The following is a 15,474-nucleotide window of genomic DNA, read 5'->3' as shown; positions in this document are numbered from 1 at the left end:
CTCCGATCTTCGATCTGGTCGACTACGGCGTGGTCGGTGACCTCTTCGAGGTCGTCCCGCAGCTGACCGAGGAGGTCAAGACCCGCAAGGGCTGACGTCGGACCGGCGGCCCCCTGCGCCTCCCGCGAGCGCGGGGCCGACGTCCGCCCTCGGGCGGACCGGACACCTGATACGCACCTGCTGGGACACCTCGCGCGAGCAGCGAGGCCGAGAAGAAGGCCCGGGTGATCGCGGAGGCGGTCACGACGGAGGACGCCGCCACGGTCATCGAGTCCTTCCTGCGCCCGTGAGGTGACCGTCGTCCTATTGTTGGCTGATGCGCGCACACCCCATAGACCGCCCAGCCGATCTCGACGTGGTCCGCGAGTCCTATGACCGGGTGGCCGACAACTACGCCCACATGGTGGTGACGACGGGAGTCGGCGACATCCGTAGTCATCCCTGGCTCAAGGCATCCATCGATGCCTTCGCTGACACCGTGGGCGAGCTCGGGCCCGTCCTCGACGTCGGTTGCGGACCCGGAACGGTGACCGCCTACCTCGCCGAACGCGGACTCGACGTGTCCGGAGTCGATCTCTCACCCCGCATGATCGAAAACGCGCGCCGTCTTCATCCGCAATGCCACTTCAGCGTCGCCTCCGCCACCGACCTCGACCTCGGAGAAGCATCCCTTGGCGGCGTACTCGGGTGGTGGTCACTGTTCAACCTCCCTCGCGACGTCCTTCCCCAGGTCCTCACCCTGTTCGCGCACGCCCTGAAGCCGGGCGGACACTTCATCACCGGAACACACGTCGGCGACGAGGACGCGGTGCGCACCGAGGCCTACGGAGGCGTGCCCGTTCGCTGGACCACCCACAAATGGCGGCCGGAACAACTCGTGGACCTGATCGAGCAGGCCGGCCTGCACCCGGTCGCCGAACTTCGGCTCCCCGCGGATGAGCACAGCGGGCCGAGCGTGGTCGTCATGGCCAAGCGCCACGGCTGAGTACCGGGCACACCCGGATGTCGGGTCCGGTCACTCGGCGGGCCGGGCTCACGAGCAGGTCGTGAGGAATTCGATGAGCGCGGCGTTCACCTCTGCCGGGCGTTCCTGCTGTGTCCAGTGTCCGCAGCCCGCCAGTTCGAGGGGCGCGCGTCGCAGGTTGGGCATCAAGTCGGGCAGGCTCGCGATGAGTTCGGGCGTGCCGGGGAAAGCGGGAACGGGGTCGCGGTCGCCGTAGATGTACAGGGCGGGCGGGGTGAGGACGGCGCCCTGCCAGGGCGCGGTCAGTTCCCAGTTGCGGTCGAGGTTGCGGTACCAGTTGAGAGCTCCGGTGAAGCCCTGGGAGAAGCTCTCGGTGAGTGCGTCGAGGTCGTCCTCGGTGAACCACTCCGGAAGTACTTCGGGGTCCTGCATGGTGGCGAGCCAGCCCTGCTCCGGGACGACGAGCGGCTGTCGGCCCGTGTCGGGAGCGTCGCCGGAAATCGAGTAGAAGATTTTCCGCAACGCGGTGCGGGTGTCCCTCGCGAGCTCGGCGTCGGCGACACCGGGGCGGTTGAAGTAGTTCCAGTAGAAGCGGCCACCGAACTTCTTTTCCATGGCGGCCAGCGGAGGCTGCGCGCCGCGGAAGGGCGGTGGCACGCTCAGGCCGGCCACCCCGCGCACCATGTCCGGCCGTAGCAGCGCGGTGTTCCACGCGACCGGAGCGCCCCAGTCGTGCCCGACGACATACGCCTTGTCCTCGCCCAGTGCCCGGATCAGGCCGACGACGTCGCCGACCAGGTGGAGGATGCTGTACGCGCCGACGTCCTCGGGATGGTCGCTGCGCCCGTATCCACGCTGGTCGGGGGCGACCACTCGGAAGCCCGCCTCGACCAGGGGACCGAACTGGTGGTGCCAGGAGCGCCATGACTCGGGGAAGCCGTGCAGCAGCACGACCAGGGGGCCTTCGCCTTCCTCGGCGATGTGCAGCCGAATCCCGTTCGTGTCGACCAGTCGATGCTCAACCATGCGTACGAGCGTACGCGTCATGATCGTCGGCGACGCGGAAGACCGGACTCCGCCGGACAGCATGGTCCTGCGGTTCCAGGGACAAGCCGGGTACTGGTTGAGCCACGCGGGTGCGCTGATGCTTCTTCCCGCAGGCCAGTTTGCGGTTGCCCGGGCAGATCTGGCGGAACATCCGTTGTTCCCCCTCCCCCTGCTTGCCGCAGTGGCCCGCCTGTTATGAAGCGCATCACCTTCGGAGGCGACCATGCCGAAACACCTTGTCTTCCACCTGGCGGTGACCACTGCCGGCGCCGTGATCGGACTTACCGCGGTCTCGTCGACAGCCGAAGCGGCTGTGCCGCCCCTCTCGCACCCGCGGATCGTTGCCCACTTCGACCGTCCAGCCGGGCAGGTGGCGGAGAGCGTCACCGTGCGGCCGAACGGGTCAGCGGATGTCGGCCTCATCCTGTCGCGGCAGGTGGCTCACGTCACGCTCGGCGGACGTGTGGAGGTATTGGCGACCATGCCGCTCCCCGCGGATGGGGGCGTGAACACCCCTGGCACCGGGTTCGCCGCAGTGACGGGGATCGAACGAACCGGAGAGGGAACCCTCTACTTCCTGTATTCGGCAGGGGACGAATCCCTCACTGGCCTCTGGAAACTGCGCCCGGGAGGCAAACCGGAGCGCGTCGCCGCTCTGCCGGCGGCGAGCTTCCTCAACGGACTTGCCAGGGACGACCGTACGGGCAATTTCTACATCACCGACTCCACACAGGGCAGAGTGTGGCAGGTCGGATCGCACGGCGGAACTGCCAAGCCCTGGGCTGGGGGAGAGGATCTCGCCCCGACTCACTTCTTCGGCGCCAACGGCGTGAAGGTGCACAACGGAGCTGTATGGGTCTCCAACATCGACCGGGGAACAATCCTTCGTATACCGCTGACGGGCAAGGGAACGGCTGGTCCGCATCAGGTCGTGGCATCCGGACTCGACAGCGTCGATGATTTCGCCTTTACCGGCCGCGGTGATCAGCTGCTGGCCGCACTCAATGTCCCGAGCGAGGTGGTCCTCATCACTCCGGGCAAGGCTGACCGTATCGTCCTCGATGAGAGCGATGGTCTGGAGAACACCACATCACTGGCGGTCGACGGCGACACGGTCTACGTTGCCAGCGGTGCGCTCACCACAGGCGGGGACGCGAATCTTCTGACGGCCCATCTGGGTCGCCACAACTGAGGCAACGCGGCTGCGCCGACTGCCCTCGATCGACCCGAACTACCCGCCTCCGGCATACCGGCCGCCCTATGTATCCCAGGAACGGCAGTACCATGTTACCGACCGCAGGGTCGGTAACAATGGGAACATGAGTCGTCCAGAGAACTCGCTGGGGAACACGCTCCGTGCATGGCGTGCCCGCATTACGACTGAAGACGTCGGACTGCCGGCCACCCGCCGGCGACGCACCGCCGGCTTGCGCCGCGAAGAGCTTGCTCATCTGGCGGGAATATCCACGGATTACCTTCTGCGTCTTGAACAGGGCCGGTCTCAGCGCCCCTCTCGCGACGTCGTGGCCTCACTCGCCCGCGCGCTGCAACTCAGTACGGATGAAACCTGCCATCTGCACCTGGTGGCCGGCCTTCGTCCGCCGACGCCGCCCAAAATCCCGCATCAGATGCCGCCAGGTGTACAACGGCTCGTCAGCCGCTGGGGAAACATCCCGGTGGGAGTGTTCTCCGCCTCATGGACCCTGCTGACATGGACCTCCATGTGGGCGGCCTTGCTGGGTGACCCGTCCCGTCGAACGCCAGAGGAACGAAACCTGGTACGCGCGGTCTTCAACGATCCGTCGGACACGGGCCGTCCGCTCTTTCCCGTCGAGCAGAGTACCCCCGAATTCAAAGCCGCTCTCGTCGTAGATCTTCGGATAACGCACGGAGCATATCCTCATGATGAGGAGTTCAGAGTTCTGATTGATGAGGTCATGAGTAACAGCGAAGAGTTCCGGAACCTATGGAGCACCCCAGCACTCGGCTCCCGCCTCGGCGGCCATAAACGCCTGCGGCATCCTCTTGTGGGGGAGATAGGTCTCGACAACGATGTACTGAAGGTGCCTGACCACGATGTGAGGATCGTAACCTATACGGCAGAGCCGGGTACTTCGGACGAGGAAAAACTGGAGTACGTGCGAATTGCCGCCACCCAGACCACGCTGCCGCTGTCACCCGGCTGAGCCGGGTGGATGGCTGGGCGACATGTGATCCTGGGAGGACGACCCGTCGCAGCGGCTCTTCCGGCCGATGACCACACCGCCACCGCCGGCCCCATGAGCTCAGCGTCTCAATGAGCTTCTTCAGCGGTGCCGCTCCAGGGTGAGTACGGCTTTGGCGATTGAGGGTGCCCGGTATGCCCACCGCATGAGGGGCGCGGTCAGACCTGCGCCTGGCCTCCGTCGACGAACCAGTCGACGCCGTTGACGAAGCTGGAAGCGTCCGAGGCCAGGAACGTCGCCACGGCGGCGATCTCATCCGGGCGGCCGATCCTGCCGAGCGGCACCTCCGAGGCGAGCTGGTGGTCCGGACCTACGGCGCCGACCAGGCCCGGGGTCTCGGTCGGGCCGGGGCTCAGCACGTTCACCCGGAACTTCCGTTCCTGCGCGCTGAGCGCCCAGCTGCGCACCAGGTTGCGCACCGCTGCCTTCGATGCGCCGTAGATTTCCAGGCTCGGTCCGGGGCGGAGGGAGCTGGTCGATCCTGTCACTACGATCGAGGCGCCGTCCGACAGCAGGGGCAGCGCCTTCTGCACGGTGAAGATCGTGCCCTTCACGTTCGTACCGAAGGTGGCGTCGATGGCTTCCTCTGTGATCTCACCGAGACGCTGAGGGACAGCGCTGCCGGCGTTGGCGACAAGCACGTCGATGCGGCCCGCCTCCTCGCGCACGACCGAGTAAAGGTCATCGAGGTCCCTCTGTACCGAAACGTCGGTCCTCACACCAGTGGCGGCCGGCCCGATCTCGGCGACGGCCGCGTCGAGCGGCTCCTGACGGCGACCGGCCAGGAACACCCGTGCCCCCTCCGCGGCGAACCGCCTGGCGATGGCAAGCCCAATGCCGCTGCCTGCTCCGGTGACCACCGCCACCTTGCCTGCGAGTACTTCCGTCATGACGTGCCCACTCCTCAATTCTTGACTGGTTCGTCCATAACGCTAGCCGTTATGGACGAACCAGTCAAGAATGGGTAGGCTGTCCCCATGGCACGACCTAGGAAGTTCGACGAGCAGCAGGTACTGGACACTGCCCGGGAGCGGTTCTGGTCGGGTGGGTACGCCGCCACGCGAATGGAAGACATTGCCGAGGCAACGGGGCTCGGCAAAGGCAGCCTGTACGGCGCGTTTCGCGGAAAGCAGGAACTGTTCCACCGCGTGTTCGACGACTACTGCGGCTCCGTCGTCGACGCTGTGAGCCGGCAGCTGCGCGGCAACGACGCGGACGCCTACGCGCGGCTGTCCGCCCACGTGTACGCGGTGGCGGCGGCGACTGCCGCGGACACCGCCCACCGCGGATGTCTGTTGGCCAAGGGCGCCGCCGAGCTGGCCGAACACGACGAGACGGTGGCCAAGCGGGCGCGCGCGGCCATCGAGGCGCTGCAGGCGCTACTGGAGGGCGACATCGCAGCCTGTCAGCGCAATGGCGATATTGCCGCGGACGCGGATCCGGGAAAGCTGGCTGCGCTAGTGCTCGCCGTACTGCGCGGCATTGAAGCGCTGGGCAAGGCCGGAGCGAGCGAGGAGACGCTGACCGATATAGCCTGGACAGCCCTTGCTGTACTGCCCCGCCCCGCTCACTGAGCTTCTTCGGTCTGGCCACCGATCGGGGGATGGCCGAGGGTGTGTGACAGTCGACTGCTCACGCCTACACCACAGCGGTCATCGACCTGCTCGCCGAGCGCGCACCGGGCCTGCTCAAGGCCCTGCGCGAAGCCGACCCGGACTTCGTCCTGCTGGACGGCACCCTCGCCGAGTGCGACCGCGTCGGTGACGGGCGGGCGGACTGCTCGGCCAAGCACCGCCGGCACGGCGTGAACGTGCAGGTCGTCACCTACCCCAGCGGCCGACCGCTGTGGCTCTCCCCCTGTACAGCCGGGCCGTACTCACCCTGGAGCGGCACCGCTGAAGAAGCTCAATGATGTTGAGGTGGTCGAGGAAGGGAAGGCCATGGCCCGACTGCACATCGCGGACGAACAGTTCGCGTTCGGCCTCGTCCTCGCTCCACAGGTTCGACCCGAGCCCGTAGGGGTGCCCGTCGGCTTCGCGCGCGGCCTCCTCCAGCGAGGGGGCCGCCCACACCTGCGCGACGGGGCCGAAGACCTCCTCGTGGTACATCCGCATCTGCGGCGTGACGCCGGTCAGCACGGTGGGCGGGTAGAACCAGCCGGGCCGTCCGGGCGTTCGCCGCCCAGCAGCACTGTCGCGCCCTTGCCGGCGGCTGCGGCCGAAGACGTAAATCTGCAGCACTGTAGAAGCATGGGCGGGCCGCAACCGATCATTTGAAGCCAGGGGAGGCGAGGGTGTCGTGGCGGCACGCGAGGGGGCTCTACAAACCTGTAGATTCTGTTTTCTCCTCACTATGGAGGTATTACTGAGAAGGAGATGCAGATGACGCTGTGGGACCGCCTCAAGGACTCGGTCCAGACGATGCAGGCTCAGCTCACGGCGAAGAAGAACGACTTGCGGAGCGGGGCTTTCCGGGACGCGAGCATGGCGATGTGTGCCTTGGTGGCTGCGGCGGACGGCACGATCGATCTGTCCGAGCGGCAGCGCGTCGCCCAGCTCATCGCCACCAATGACGTGCTCCAGAACTTTTCCGCGGACGATCTGCACCGCCGCTTCGAGGACCACCTCGACGAGCTCACCACGGACTTCGCCCTCGGGAGGGCGAGCGCCATGCGGGAGATCGGCAAGGCGAAGCGGAGGCCCGCCGAGGCCCGGGCCGTCATCCAGATCGGCATCGTCATCGGCTGCGCCGACGGCTACTTCGACGACAGCGAACGGGACGTCGTCCGCGAGGCGTGCTCAGCCCTGGACATCCCCCCGACCGAGTTCGACCTCCACCGCCCGCTCCGCGTCCCCCGCCCGTCCCGGGCCCCGGGTGAGCTCCCACAGGCGACCGGCGACCGGGTGTCCGGGCGGGCGGATTCCGGTACGGGACGGGTGATACGGCCCGAGGCCGCCGTACCCGGCGACGACCTCCAGGTCTTCCTCAAGGCGCTGACCAGCGGAACCCGTCAGAAGCTCTTCGCGCACTTCATCAATGGCGAGGAACTGACCGTCGGCGAGGTCGCCGAGCGTGCCGGACTCGGCCCGTCGACCACCTCCGAGCACCTCGCGGTCCTCCGGCGCGGCGGCCTGCTCCAGTCGACGCGCAGCGGCAAACTGGTCCGCTACCGCGCCGACCGGGAAGGCATCGCCGAACTGCTCGGGCAGCTCCAGTCCTACCTCCTCGCCCCCTCCGAACCACCGGACCCCCCTCTTACCCAGGGCTGAGCATGCCGAGCGGTCGGCCTCCCGCTCTCGACGGATGCCTTCCCGCCAGGACTTCCGCAGGTTTGCGTAGCCATCACTGCTCACCGCCACGACGCACGGCGAGCGCGCGTCGGCTCTGCCCCGCTCTGGCGGCGGTCCCGCGGCCCGCGCCGGCGGCCCGGCTCAGGAGCCGGAGGAGACCTCAACCTTCTCGTCGGACCCCGTGTCCTTTCCCCCGGCCGCCGCTGGCCTGCGGTTGCGCTGGACCGAGGAGAAGAAGGACCAGGCGATCAGGAGGACGCCGACGAGGCCCGTGATGACCTCGTGGATCTCGTACCGGATGGTGACGAGCAGGATCACGGCGAGGGAGCCGATCGCGTAGTGCGCGCCGTGCTCCAGGTAGACGTAGTCGTCGAGGGTGCCCTGGCGGACCAGGTAGACCGTGAGCGACCGGACGTACATCGCGCCGATGCCGAGGCCGAGCGCCATCAGGACGATGTCGTTGGTGATCGCGAAGGCGCCGATGACGCCGTCGAAGGAGAAGGACGCGTCCAGGACCTCCAGGTAGAGGAACATGAAGAACGCGGCCTTGCCGGCCATCACGACCGCCGGGACCTTCTTGCCGCTCCTCTTGGCCTCTTCCTCGGCCTCGTGCTCGCGCTCCTCCTCTTCCTCGAGCTTGTTCTCGAAGTAGCCGGAGAGGCCGCCGACGATCAGATAGGTGATCAAGCCCGCGATACCGGCGATCAGGACGGTCGCCGTCTTGTCCACATGGATGCCGCCGTGCTGGTGGGCGTTGGTGGCGAAGGTCATCGCGGAGACGAGCAGCACGATCAGCGCGATGCAGACGGAGAGCATGTCGAGCTTGCCGAGCTTGGCGAGCGGACGCTCCAGCCAGCCGAGCCACTTGATCTCCCGGTCCTCGAAGATGAAGTCCAGGAAGATCATCAACAGGAACATGCCACCGAAGGCGGCGATCGACGGGTGGGCGTCGGTCACCAGCTGCTGGTACTTGTCCTTGTCGTCCACCGCGAGCCGTACCGCTTCGACCGGACCGATCTTGGCGCTGATGGCGACGATCACGACCGGGAAGACCAGGCGCATGCCGAAGACCGCGATCAGGACACCGATGGTGAGGAAGATCTTCTGCCAGAAGGCATTCATCTTCTTCAGGATCCCGGCGTTGACCACGGCGTTGTCGAAGGACACCGAGATCTCGAGGATGGACAGGATCGCCACGATCCCGAAGCCGGTCCACCCCCCGTAGAACACCGCCGCGACCAGGCCGAGCGCGGTGACCGCGAACGACCAGCCGAAGGTTTTCAGAAGCACTGGCTACCCAATCGTCTTGTACGGGGCTCCCCCGCGCCGTACCTGGCTTTGCGAAACATTGACCTGAAGTCTAGAGCGATGCCTCGCAGCCCCGACACATGTTCCGGGCCAACAGCGCGAAACTTCCACTCGCCGCCGTGCCGGGAGAACTCCCACTACAAACGCCGAGGAGACGGCCGCGTAGCCGACCGCGGTCCGCAGCGGGCGCAGGAACGGGTCGGCCGGCGCCGCGAGTTGCACGGTGAGCGGGAACCCGGCCACCACCGGGCAACCCGGGACGCCGAGCGGTCTTCATGACGACCTCACGTCAGTCGCCGACGGGCTCGTGGGCCCGGGAGCGGGCCCACGAGCGGCGGCTACCGGGATGAGTCGGGGTACGCGGCGGTCGCGCGGATTTCGACGAGGAGTCCCGGGCTGGCGAGGCCGCTGACTCCGATGATCGTCCAGGTCGGGTAGGGCGCGTTGACGAGGCGCTGCTTGGCCTCGATGAAGCCGGGCAGATGCTGGCGGATGTCGACGTGGTAGCTGGTGACGTCGACGAGGGCGGACAGGTCGAGGTTCTCCAGTCGAAGGATCTCTTCGATCTTCCGGATGGCGATCTCGGTCTGTTCCTCGATGGTGTCCGGGATGGTTCCGTCGGCTCGGCGGCCGATGGTTCCCGCGATGAACAGGAGGCCGTTCGCGCGGACCGCGGCGGAATAGCCGAAGCTCGCGAAGGCGCTGGTGGTTTGCCCGAAGACGGCGTTGTCCTCGGGGACCTCGACGGTGTGGATGGTCATGGCGGTGCTTCCTTTTCCTTGTTGACGTAAGGCGTGGAGTCAGTGGAGTCAGTTGCCCCAGCGGGACGAACGGCAGGCGTGCTCCAGCCGGGTCCGGCCGAAGGTCTGGCGTTCGCGGAGGAATTCGCCGGGGATCGAGTACCGGGGTGCGTTCGTCGGGTTCTTCGCGGCCTGCGCGACGATCGCGTCGGTGAGTGAGCGGATCATGCCCAGCCGTGGATAGGCGGCGTGCACGGCATCGGCCTGCTCATCGGTGACGGCGTCGACGTGGCCGGCACCCAGGGGGCCGCCGAAGTCGAGCGCGACGCCTTCGCGGACGAGCACGCACAGCGTGCCGCGGCGTTCCGCGATACCCGGCGAGGTGTGCAGGGCGATGGCCTGCCAGACCTGGTCGGCGTCGGCCGCGGGCACTCCGCGTTCGATGAGGAACGCGGCGGCCCGGTCGGCGCCTTCGACCTCGAACCGCTGGCTGTGCGGGCCGTCCGACGCCACGCCGAGGTCGTGCATCGCGCACGCGGCGAACAACAGGTCGTCGTGGTAGTCGTGGCCGACGGCCAGGCCGAGGCGGTCGGCCAGCAGCCGGGCGAACAGATAGCTGCGGAGGCTGTGGTTGAAGACGGACGGTGTTTCCACCGGTCGGATGAGGTTCACGACGGCGTCGGCGAGCGGTGTGCCGGGCAGCGTGATCAGGTCGGCGGTCGCCTCGCGGGTAGGTCCGGTCATGTCCTCAGCCTGGCCGCGACCACCCTGACCTGGCGAGAGGCAAAATTTCCTCGCTTCGATAGAATCTTGCCATGACAGTGCATCGAGTCGCGGTCCTGGCGCTGGACGGGGTCACCCCGCTCGACCTGGCGATCCCGACGCAGATCTTCACCACCCGGCCGGAAACCCCTTACGAGATGACCCTGTGCGCGCTGGACGCGAAGGTGGTCACCAGCGCGGGTTTCGCCCTGGTCGCCGACGGGGAGCTGGAGCAGGTGCGCACCGCCGACACCGTGGTCGTGCCGGGATTCGAACCGATCCTCCAGCTGCCGGACGCCGTGCTCGGCACGCTGGCCGAGGCCCGCGACCGGGGCACACGTGTGGTGTCGATCTGCACGGGCGCCTTCGCACTGGCCGCGGCGGGCGTGCTGGACGGGCTGCACGCCACGACCCACTGGAAGCACATCGACGAGTTCGAGCGGGGCTTCCCGGCCGTCAAGGTCGACCGCGACGTGCTCTACGTCGACGAGGGCGACGTGCTCACGTCGGCCGGGGTGTGCTGCGGTATCGACCTGTGCCTGCACCTCGTGCGCCGCGACCTGGGGGCGGTGGTGGCCAACGAGATCGCCCGCGGTCTGGTGGCCGCCCCCCACCGGGACGGTGGGCAGGCCCAGTACGTGCCGGCTCCCGTCGCGGTGGCCGGTGAGGCGTCGCTGTCCGGTACCCGGGGGTGGGCCCTGCAGCGGCTCGGCGAGCCGCTCACGCTGCGCGTGCTCGCCCGGCACGCGGGTCTCTCGCAGCGCACCTTCATGCGCCGGTTCACCGAGGAGACGGGCACGACCCCGTTGCAGTGGTTGCAGGGCGCCCGCCTCAGCAGGGCGCGGGAACTGCTGGAAACCACGGACCACCCGATGGACCGGGTGGCGCGGGACTGCGGACTGGGCACGGCGGCCAACCTGCGGCTGCACTTCCGGCGCGCACTGGGCACCACCCCCACCGCCTACCGCCGCACCTTCGGGCGCTCGACGTCGCGCAGTCCGGCCTGTTCACCAGAGGGCCTGCGCGCCGATCCCGCGGATTCCCTGTCGGGTTCCACGTGCTGAGGCACAGGCGGGCGCCGGAACAGCGGCCTGTCCGGTGACCGCGTGGCGTCACAGGCGCTCTGTCTCCGTGGGTAGTGGGTCGAGCACTGGGTTGGTGAGGTGCTGATAGATGATCGAGGTGCGGAAGCTGACGATCTCCCGGCGGTTGGTGAACTGGTCCAGGAGGAAAGCGTGCAGGTGGTCGATGTCCGGTGCCGTGACGTGGACGAGGAAGTCGTCGCTGCCGGCCATCGTGTAGACGGAGACCACCTCTGGTAGCTGGGTCACCGACCGCTCGAAGGCGGCGACGACATCCCGGCGCAGAGGCCGGACCTGGGTGAAGACCATCGCCTGCACGGCGCGGTTGAGTGCCCGCAGGGAGACTTGGGCCCGGTAGCCCTGGATGATGCCGCGCTTGTGCAGCAACCTGGTGCGTTCGAGGCAGGTAGAGGGGGCTATACCGAGCTTCTCGGCGAGGGCCCGGTTGGACTGCCGACCATCGGCCTGTAGATGGTGCACGATCGCCGAATCAAGTTCATCCATGACTGCCTCCTGGATCGCGACACCGAATGTACTTCGGCGTCACGTCAACCATTCCGTGCATCAGCCTAGCTTCGGGGGCATGAGCCAAGCACTTGCGCATGAAGACGTGATCATTCGACGTGGCCGCCGTTCTGGGCTGCCGCTGATCGTGGCAGTCCACTCCCGGGCCCTGGGCCCGGCGGTCGGCGGCTGCCGACTGCGCCGCTACGACACCTGGGAGCATGGACTGGCCGACGCGCTGCGCCTGTCGGAGGCGATGACCTACAAGGCCGCGGTGGCCGGTCTGGACTTCGGCGGCGGCAAGAGCGTGGTCGCCCTCGACAACGACACCGCGCTCACCCCACAGTTGCGTGAGGCCGCATTGGAGGATCTGGGCGAGCTGATCGCCTCCTTCCAGGGTTCCTACCGCACCGGCCCCGACGTCGGCACCGGCCCCGAGGACATGGTGGTCCTGCGGCGTTTCTCGCCGTACGCGTACTGCGCGCCCGAGGAGCACGGCGGTACCGGCAACTCCGGAGGCCCGACCGCCACCGGCGTCCTGGCGGCCCTGCGCGCCGGTGCGCGGCAGGTGTTCGGCGATGCCTCCTGCGCCGGACGGACCGTGGTGATCAGCGGCTTCGGGTCGGTGGGCAGCGGAATTGCCGCCGGCCTGGCCGCTGAGGGCGCGCATGTCGTCGTGTCGGACCTGGAAGCCTCCCGTAAGGAGGCGGCCCTGGCGAGCGGTTACGGATGGGTCGAGCCCGGTCAGGCTCTGTCCGCGCCGGCCGACATGCTGGTCCCGGCGGCCGTCGGCGGTGTACTCAGTGACGTGACCGTCCCGCAGATCACCGCGCGCCTGGTCGTCGGTCCGGCGAACAACCAGCTCACCGAGGAGCGTGTGGCCGATGTCCTCGCGGAGCGGGGCATTGTCTGGGTGCCCGACTATGTCGCCAGTGCCGGCGGTATCGCCTACGCCCTGAGCCGGGAGTCGGAGGGCTACAGCCACGAGGCCGCGCAGCAGCGGGTGGAGGACATCGGCGACACCGTGACCCGCATCCTTGACCTGGCGTTCTCGACCGGCACCACCCCGCTGCGGGCGGCCCAGCAGATTGCCGAGCGCCGACTGGCGTCCTCGGCCGTGGAGGCCCAGGCCGTCTGATGGCCGGGGACAACACCGCCCCGACCATGCTGAGCGCTGGACCGCATCCTTCTCGCCCGGTATGCCGTGACTTGGTCCCCTGGCCCCCCTGGTCGACGAGCTGACCGGGACTCATGAGGGCGAGATGCTACGCGTGGACGAACGAGTTCGCCGGCGCTTGGCCTCACCCCGGGAAAGACTCAGGATCCCACCCGCCGGCAAGAACCCCATCGGGGAAGGCGCAACTGGCCCGGTGTGGGACGCATAGCTCATAGCTCCGGCAACTGGGTGATGTCGAGTTCGGTGCCCGCGATCTCGGTACGCAGGGCGTTGAGCTGCTGGTAGTGGTCGACGGCAGCGGAACGCTGCGCCGCGACCAGCTCCAGCACGAGGGCGTGCAGGATCGTCAGCGGCGCGATGAGTTCGTTCGCCGCCCCGTCGGTCGAGTCGGGCAACGGCAGCAAGATGTCCGCCCGGGTTCCCCTGCCTTCGTCGGTAGCTTCGGTCAGCAGAATGCTGCTCGCGCCGATGCGATGGGCGTGATCGAGAAGGATGCCGATCTCGCGAAACACCCGCAGCGGGGCGACGGCGACCACCGCGTGGGAGGGTTGCAGCCGCAGGAGGTCGTCGGCGAGCCGGAACCCGGTCGCCGTCCAGGCATCGGCCGCCTTGCCCACGCGCCTGAGGCTCAGGGCGAGGTGTTCGGCGACAGAGGCACCGGGTCCGATGCCGTACGCCCAGACATGCTCGGCTTCGTTGATCGCCGCCACCGAGCGGGACCACTCGTCATTCTCGACGAGGGCGGGCACCTCACCGAGCAGCGCGAGGCCGGCGTCGATCACTGGTTGCAGCACGCCGTGCTCCGCCGGGCTCAGCCGCTGCACCCGGTCATCGAGGACCTGCGCGGGATTGCGGCGGCGGGTCAGGTGCTCGACCAGGCTGCGCTTGAGGTCGTTGAGTCCGTCGAAGCCGAGCTTGCGGGCCGTGCGGATCACAGTGGCGTCGCTGGTCCCGGTGATCTCGCCGAGCTTCGCGGCCGAGGAGATGGCCGTTTGCTCGGGGTGTCGTTGCAGGTAGTCGGCCACCGCCCGTTCTCCGTTGGAGAGCGTCGCGGAGCGGTTGCGGATGCGGTGCCCCAAGGTCTCGCTGGCTGAAGTGTTCACGTCGTCCATTGTCCATCCAGGAATGAAGTGTTTGCTTCATCCATTGTCTGCATGTGATGTGAATGCTACGTTCCTCGCGCAAACGGCTCCCGACACCTGCGGAGACAGCGATGAAACCACGCCAGCAGCCGAGAGTCGCCGTCATCGGCGTGGGCACGATGGGCAGCCAGGTCTTGCACAGGCTCGCGACCAGCGGCGTGTCCGCGACCGGGTTCGAGCAGTTCGACGTCGGCCACGAGCGGGGCGCCGCGGGCGGGGAAACCCGCATCTTCCGCGTCGCCTACAAGGAGGGCGGCAGCTACGTGCCCTTGCTGCGCGAGGCGCGGCGCGCGTGGGATCGGCTCGGTGCGCAGGCCGGCGTCAGGCTGCTCGATCCGTGCGGGGCGCTGACCATTGGGTCGGCGCAGGATCCCGATGTGCGCACCGTCGTCGATGTGTCCGAGGAATGGGGACTCGACGTCGAGCGGCTCGACCACCGTCAGGCGGCGCAGCGGTTTCCGCAGCACCAGCTCTTCGACGACGATGTGGTGCTACTCGACCGGCAGGGTGGGCTGCTGCATCCGCACCGCGCGGTGGCCGAAACCGCCCTGCTCGCGCAGAAAGCCGGTGCGTTGATCCATGCCGGCCACACCGTCGTCGATGTCGTCGACACCGACACCGGTGTGGCCGTCCACTACCGCCGGGGCGACGAAGCCAAGGTCGAGAAGTTCGACCAGGCGGTCGTGTGCACCGGCCCTTGGATCACCCGCAGCGTGCCGAGGCTTGCGCGCGAGGTCGAGATCCGCCGCGCCGTGCTGTGCTGGTTCGATGCCGGACCGGGGTGGGCTCCCGAGCACTTCCCGGTGGGAATCCGCCGCAGCGGCGGGGAGAACACCTTTTCCTTCTTCCCGGACGTCGGCGGTGGTCTGAAGGTCAACCTGCACGTGCCGAAGTCCGTTGTGGACGATCCGGACCGGCTCGACCCGGTGGTGGAGCCGGAATATGTCCCGCGTGTGTCGGCCGCGGTGTCGCGGTGCCTGAACGGCCTGCCGACGCGGCCCGCCGTGGTGCGCACGTTCATGGAGGGCTACACCGCGGACAACCACGGCATCATCGGCCGCGACCCGGAGCGGCCCAATGTCCTGATCATGGGTGGGTTCTCCGGGCACGGCTTCAAACTGGCGCCGGTGTTCGCCAGGTCCGCGGTGGACCTGTTGCTGACCGGCCGTACGGATCTCCCCATTGACCACCTGTCGCTGTCGCGGCTGGCCTGATCTCCATCCCGAAGGGATT

16 protein-coding genes and 4 pseudogenes are annotated in these 15,474 nt (G+C 67.9%); 11 read left to right on the top strand and 9 right to left on the bottom strand.

Going from position 1 to position 15,474, the window contains the following annotated elements; all coding sequences use genetic code 11:
• The first annotated feature begins 316 nt into the window (after positions 1-316).
• Positions 317-985: a class I SAM-dependent methyltransferase gene (locus ACFYOY_RS14590; RefSeq protein ID WP_351883919.1), complete on the top strand. Its 669-nt coding sequence runs from the start codon at positions 317-319 to the stop codon at positions 983-985.
• A 48-nt stretch (positions 986-1,033) separates the two neighbouring features.
• Here the strand turns inward: ACFYOY_RS14590 and ACFYOY_RS14585 are convergent, their stop codons facing one another.
• Positions 1,034-1,990: an alpha/beta fold hydrolase gene (locus tag ACFYOY_RS14585; RefSeq protein ID WP_388587201.1), complete on the bottom strand. Its 957-nt coding sequence runs from the start codon at positions 1,988-1,990 to the stop codon at positions 1,034-1,036.
• 19 nt (positions 1,991-2,009) lie between these two features.
• Here ACFYOY_RS14585 and ACFYOY_RS14580 point away from each other — a divergent pair, with 19 nt between their 5' ends.
• From ACFYOY_RS14580 to ACFYOY_RS14570, 3 genes are all read left to right on the top strand, one after another.
• Positions 2,010-2,210, top strand: a complete 201-nt coding sequence (locus ACFYOY_RS14580; RefSeq protein WP_351883923.1) for a hypothetical protein — start codon at positions 2,010-2,012, stop codon at positions 2,208-2,210.
• 24 nt (positions 2,211-2,234) lie between these two features.
• On the top strand, positions 2,235-3,203 hold the full coding sequence (locus ACFYOY_RS14575) for a hypothetical protein (RefSeq protein ID WP_351883925.1): 969 nt from the start codon (positions 2,235-2,237) through the stop codon (positions 3,201-3,203).
• 127 nt (positions 3,204-3,330) lie between these two features.
• Positions 3,331-4,197: a helix-turn-helix domain-containing protein gene (locus ACFYOY_RS14570; protein ID WP_388587197.1), complete on the top strand. Its 867-nt coding sequence runs from the start codon at positions 3,331-3,333 to the stop codon at positions 4,195-4,197.
• Positions 4,198-4,394: 197 nt separating this feature from the next.
• Here the strand turns inward: ACFYOY_RS14570 and ACFYOY_RS14565 are convergent, their stop codons facing one another.
• Positions 4,395-5,126: an SDR family oxidoreductase gene (locus ACFYOY_RS14565; protein ID WP_351883929.1), complete on the bottom strand. Its 732-nt coding sequence runs from the start codon at positions 5,124-5,126 to the stop codon at positions 4,395-4,397.
• An 87-nt stretch (positions 5,127-5,213) separates the two neighbouring features.
• Here ACFYOY_RS14565 and ACFYOY_RS14560 point away from each other — a divergent pair, with 87 nt between their 5' ends.
• A complete protein-coding gene (locus ACFYOY_RS14560; protein ID WP_351883931.1) occupies positions 5,214-5,810 on the top strand; it encodes a TetR/AcrR family transcriptional regulator in 597 nt (198 codons plus the stop codon).
• 47 nt (positions 5,811-5,857) lie between these two features.
• A pseudogene (locus ACFYOY_RS14555) lies at positions 5,858-6,116 on the top strand (transposase family protein); the annotation flags it as partial.
• A gap of 75 nt (positions 6,117-6,191) precedes the next feature.
• Here the strand turns inward: ACFYOY_RS14555 and ACFYOY_RS14550 are convergent.
• Positions 6,192-6,476, bottom strand: a pseudogene (locus ACFYOY_RS14550) (aldehyde dehydrogenase family protein); the annotation flags it as partial.
• 141 nt (positions 6,477-6,617) lie between these two features.
• Between ACFYOY_RS14550 and ACFYOY_RS14545 the strand changes: the two are divergent.
• Together ACFYOY_RS14545 and ACFYOY_RS14540 are read left to right on the top strand one after the other, a co-directional pair.
• Positions 6,618-7,070 (top strand): annotated as a pseudogene (locus tag ACFYOY_RS14545) (tellurite resistance TerB family protein); the annotation flags it as partial.
• Between the two features lie 69 nt (positions 7,071-7,139).
• The gene (locus tag ACFYOY_RS14540) at positions 7,140-7,505 is read left to right on the top strand and encodes an ArsR/SmtB family transcription factor (protein ID WP_388587231.1); all 366 of its coding nucleotides are present in this window, start codon (positions 7,140-7,142) and stop codon (positions 7,503-7,505) included.
• Between the two features lie 162 nt (positions 7,506-7,667).
• Here the strand turns inward: ACFYOY_RS14540 and ACFYOY_RS14535 are convergent, their stop codons facing one another.
• The 4 genes and pseudogenes from ACFYOY_RS14535 to ACFYOY_RS14520 all read right to left on the bottom strand — a co-directional run bounded on the left by ACFYOY_RS14535 (position 7,668) and on the right by ACFYOY_RS14520 (position 10,318).
• Entirely contained in the window at positions 7,668-8,816 is a 1,149-nt protein-coding gene (locus ACFYOY_RS14535) for a DUF475 domain-containing protein (protein WP_351883933.1), read from the bottom strand.
• A gap of 65 nt (positions 8,817-8,881) precedes the next feature.
• Positions 8,882-8,968: pseudogene (locus tag ACFYOY_RS14530) on the bottom strand (chemical-damaging agent resistance protein C); the annotation flags it as partial.
• A gap of 204 nt (positions 8,969-9,172) precedes the next feature.
• The gene (locus ACFYOY_RS14525; protein WP_351883934.1) at positions 9,173-9,595 is read right to left on the bottom strand and encodes a RidA family protein; all 423 of its coding nucleotides are present in this window, start codon (positions 9,593-9,595) and stop codon (positions 9,173-9,175) included.
• Between the two features lie 48 nt (positions 9,596-9,643).
• Positions 9,644-10,318, bottom strand: a complete 675-nt coding sequence (locus ACFYOY_RS14520; protein WP_351883935.1) for an HD domain-containing protein — start codon at positions 10,316-10,318, stop codon at positions 9,644-9,646.
• Between the two features lie 71 nt (positions 10,319-10,389).
• Here ACFYOY_RS14520 and ACFYOY_RS14515 point away from each other — a divergent pair, with 71 nt between their 5' ends.
• On the top strand, positions 10,390-11,400 hold the full coding sequence (locus ACFYOY_RS14515) for a helix-turn-helix domain-containing protein (protein ID WP_351883937.1): 1,011 nt from the start codon (positions 10,390-10,392) through the stop codon (positions 11,398-11,400).
• 48 nt (positions 11,401-11,448) lie between these two features.
• Here the strand turns inward: ACFYOY_RS14515 and ACFYOY_RS14510 are convergent, their stop codons facing one another.
• Positions 11,449-11,922 (bottom strand): Lrp/AsnC family transcriptional regulator, encoded by a 474-nt coding sequence (locus ACFYOY_RS14510; RefSeq protein ID WP_388587191.1) that lies wholly within the window; start codon positions 11,920-11,922, stop codon positions 11,449-11,451.
• A gap of 79 nt (positions 11,923-12,001) precedes the next feature.
• Here ACFYOY_RS14510 and ACFYOY_RS14505 point away from each other — a divergent pair, with 79 nt between their 5' ends.
• Entirely contained in the window at positions 12,002-13,060 is a 1,059-nt protein-coding gene (locus tag ACFYOY_RS14505) for a Glu/Leu/Phe/Val dehydrogenase dimerization domain-containing protein (RefSeq protein ID WP_351883941.1), read from the top strand.
• Positions 13,061-13,308: 248 nt separating this feature from the next.
• On the opposite strand, the gene ACFYOY_RS14500 is transcribed toward ACFYOY_RS14505, so the two are convergent.
• The gene (locus ACFYOY_RS14500; RefSeq protein WP_351883943.1) at positions 13,309-14,211 is read right to left on the bottom strand and encodes a MurR/RpiR family transcriptional regulator; all 903 of its coding nucleotides are present in this window, start codon (positions 14,209-14,211) and stop codon (positions 13,309-13,311) included.
• A gap of 101 nt (positions 14,212-14,312) precedes the next feature.
• On the opposite strand from ACFYOY_RS14500, the gene solA reads away from it, so the two are divergent.
• Positions 14,313-15,455 (top strand): N-methyl-L-tryptophan oxidase, encoded by a 1,143-nt coding sequence (gene solA / locus ACFYOY_RS14495; protein ID WP_351883945.1) that lies wholly within the window; start codon positions 14,313-14,315, stop codon positions 15,453-15,455.
• The last annotated feature ends 19 nt before the right edge of the window (positions 15,456-15,474 follow it).

Origin of the sequence: Streptomyces sp. NPDC007875, assembly GCF_042868035.1 — a bacterium.
Lineage (GTDB): Bacteria > Actinomycetota > Actinomycetes > Streptomycetales > Streptomycetaceae > Streptomyces > Streptomyces antimycoticus.
This window is presented reverse-complemented; position numbering and strand designations above follow the sequence as displayed.

Bases quoted from the DNA above. Each gene is read 5' to 3' on its own strand.
- ACFYOY_RS14565 (WP_351883929.1), bottom strand. From the start codon at position 5,126: ATGACGGAAGTACTCGCAGGCAAGGTGGCGGTGGTCACCGGAGCAGGC.
- ACFYOY_RS14590 (WP_351883919.1), top strand. From the start codon at position 317: ATGCGCGCACACCCCATAGACCGCCCAGCCGATCTCGACGTGGTCCGC.
- solA (WP_351883945.1), top strand. From the start codon at position 14,313: ATGAAACCACGCCAGCAGCCGAGAGTCGCCGTCATCGGCGTGGGCACG.
- ACFYOY_RS14570 (WP_388587197.1), top strand. From the start codon at position 3,331: ATGAGTCGTCCAGAGAACTCGCTGGGGAACACGCTCCGTGCATGGCGT.
- ACFYOY_RS14585 (WP_388587201.1), bottom strand. From the start codon at position 1,990: ATGGTTGAGCATCGACTGGTCGACACGAACGGGATTCGGCTGCACATC.
- ACFYOY_RS14560 (WP_351883931.1), top strand. From the start codon at position 5,214: ATGGCACGACCTAGGAAGTTCGACGAGCAGCAGGTACTGGACACTGCC.
- ACFYOY_RS14515 (WP_351883937.1), top strand. From the start codon at position 10,390: ATGACAGTGCATCGAGTCGCGGTCCTGGCGCTGGACGGGGTCACCCCG.
- ACFYOY_RS14520 (WP_351883935.1), bottom strand. From the start codon at position 10,318: ATGACCGGACCTACCCGCGAGGCGACCGCCGACCTGATCACGCTGCCC.
- ACFYOY_RS14525 (WP_351883934.1), bottom strand. From the start codon at position 9,595: ATGACCATCCACACCGTCGAGGTCCCCGAGGACAACGCCGTCTTCGGG.
- ACFYOY_RS14510 (WP_388587191.1), bottom strand. From the start codon at position 11,922: ATGGATGAACTTGATTCGGCGATCGTGCACCATCTACAGGCCGATGGT.
- ACFYOY_RS14500 (WP_351883943.1), bottom strand. From the start codon at position 14,211: ATGGACGACGTGAACACTTCAGCCAGCGAGACCTTGGGGCACCGCATC.
- ACFYOY_RS14575 (WP_351883925.1), top strand. From the start codon at position 2,235: ATGCCGAAACACCTTGTCTTCCACCTGGCGGTGACCACTGCCGGCGCC.
- ACFYOY_RS14580 (WP_351883923.1), top strand. From the start codon at position 2,010: ATGATCGTCGGCGACGCGGAAGACCGGACTCCGCCGGACAGCATGGTC.
- ACFYOY_RS14505 (WP_351883941.1), top strand. From the start codon at position 12,002: ATGAGCCAAGCACTTGCGCATGAAGACGTGATCATTCGACGTGGCCGC.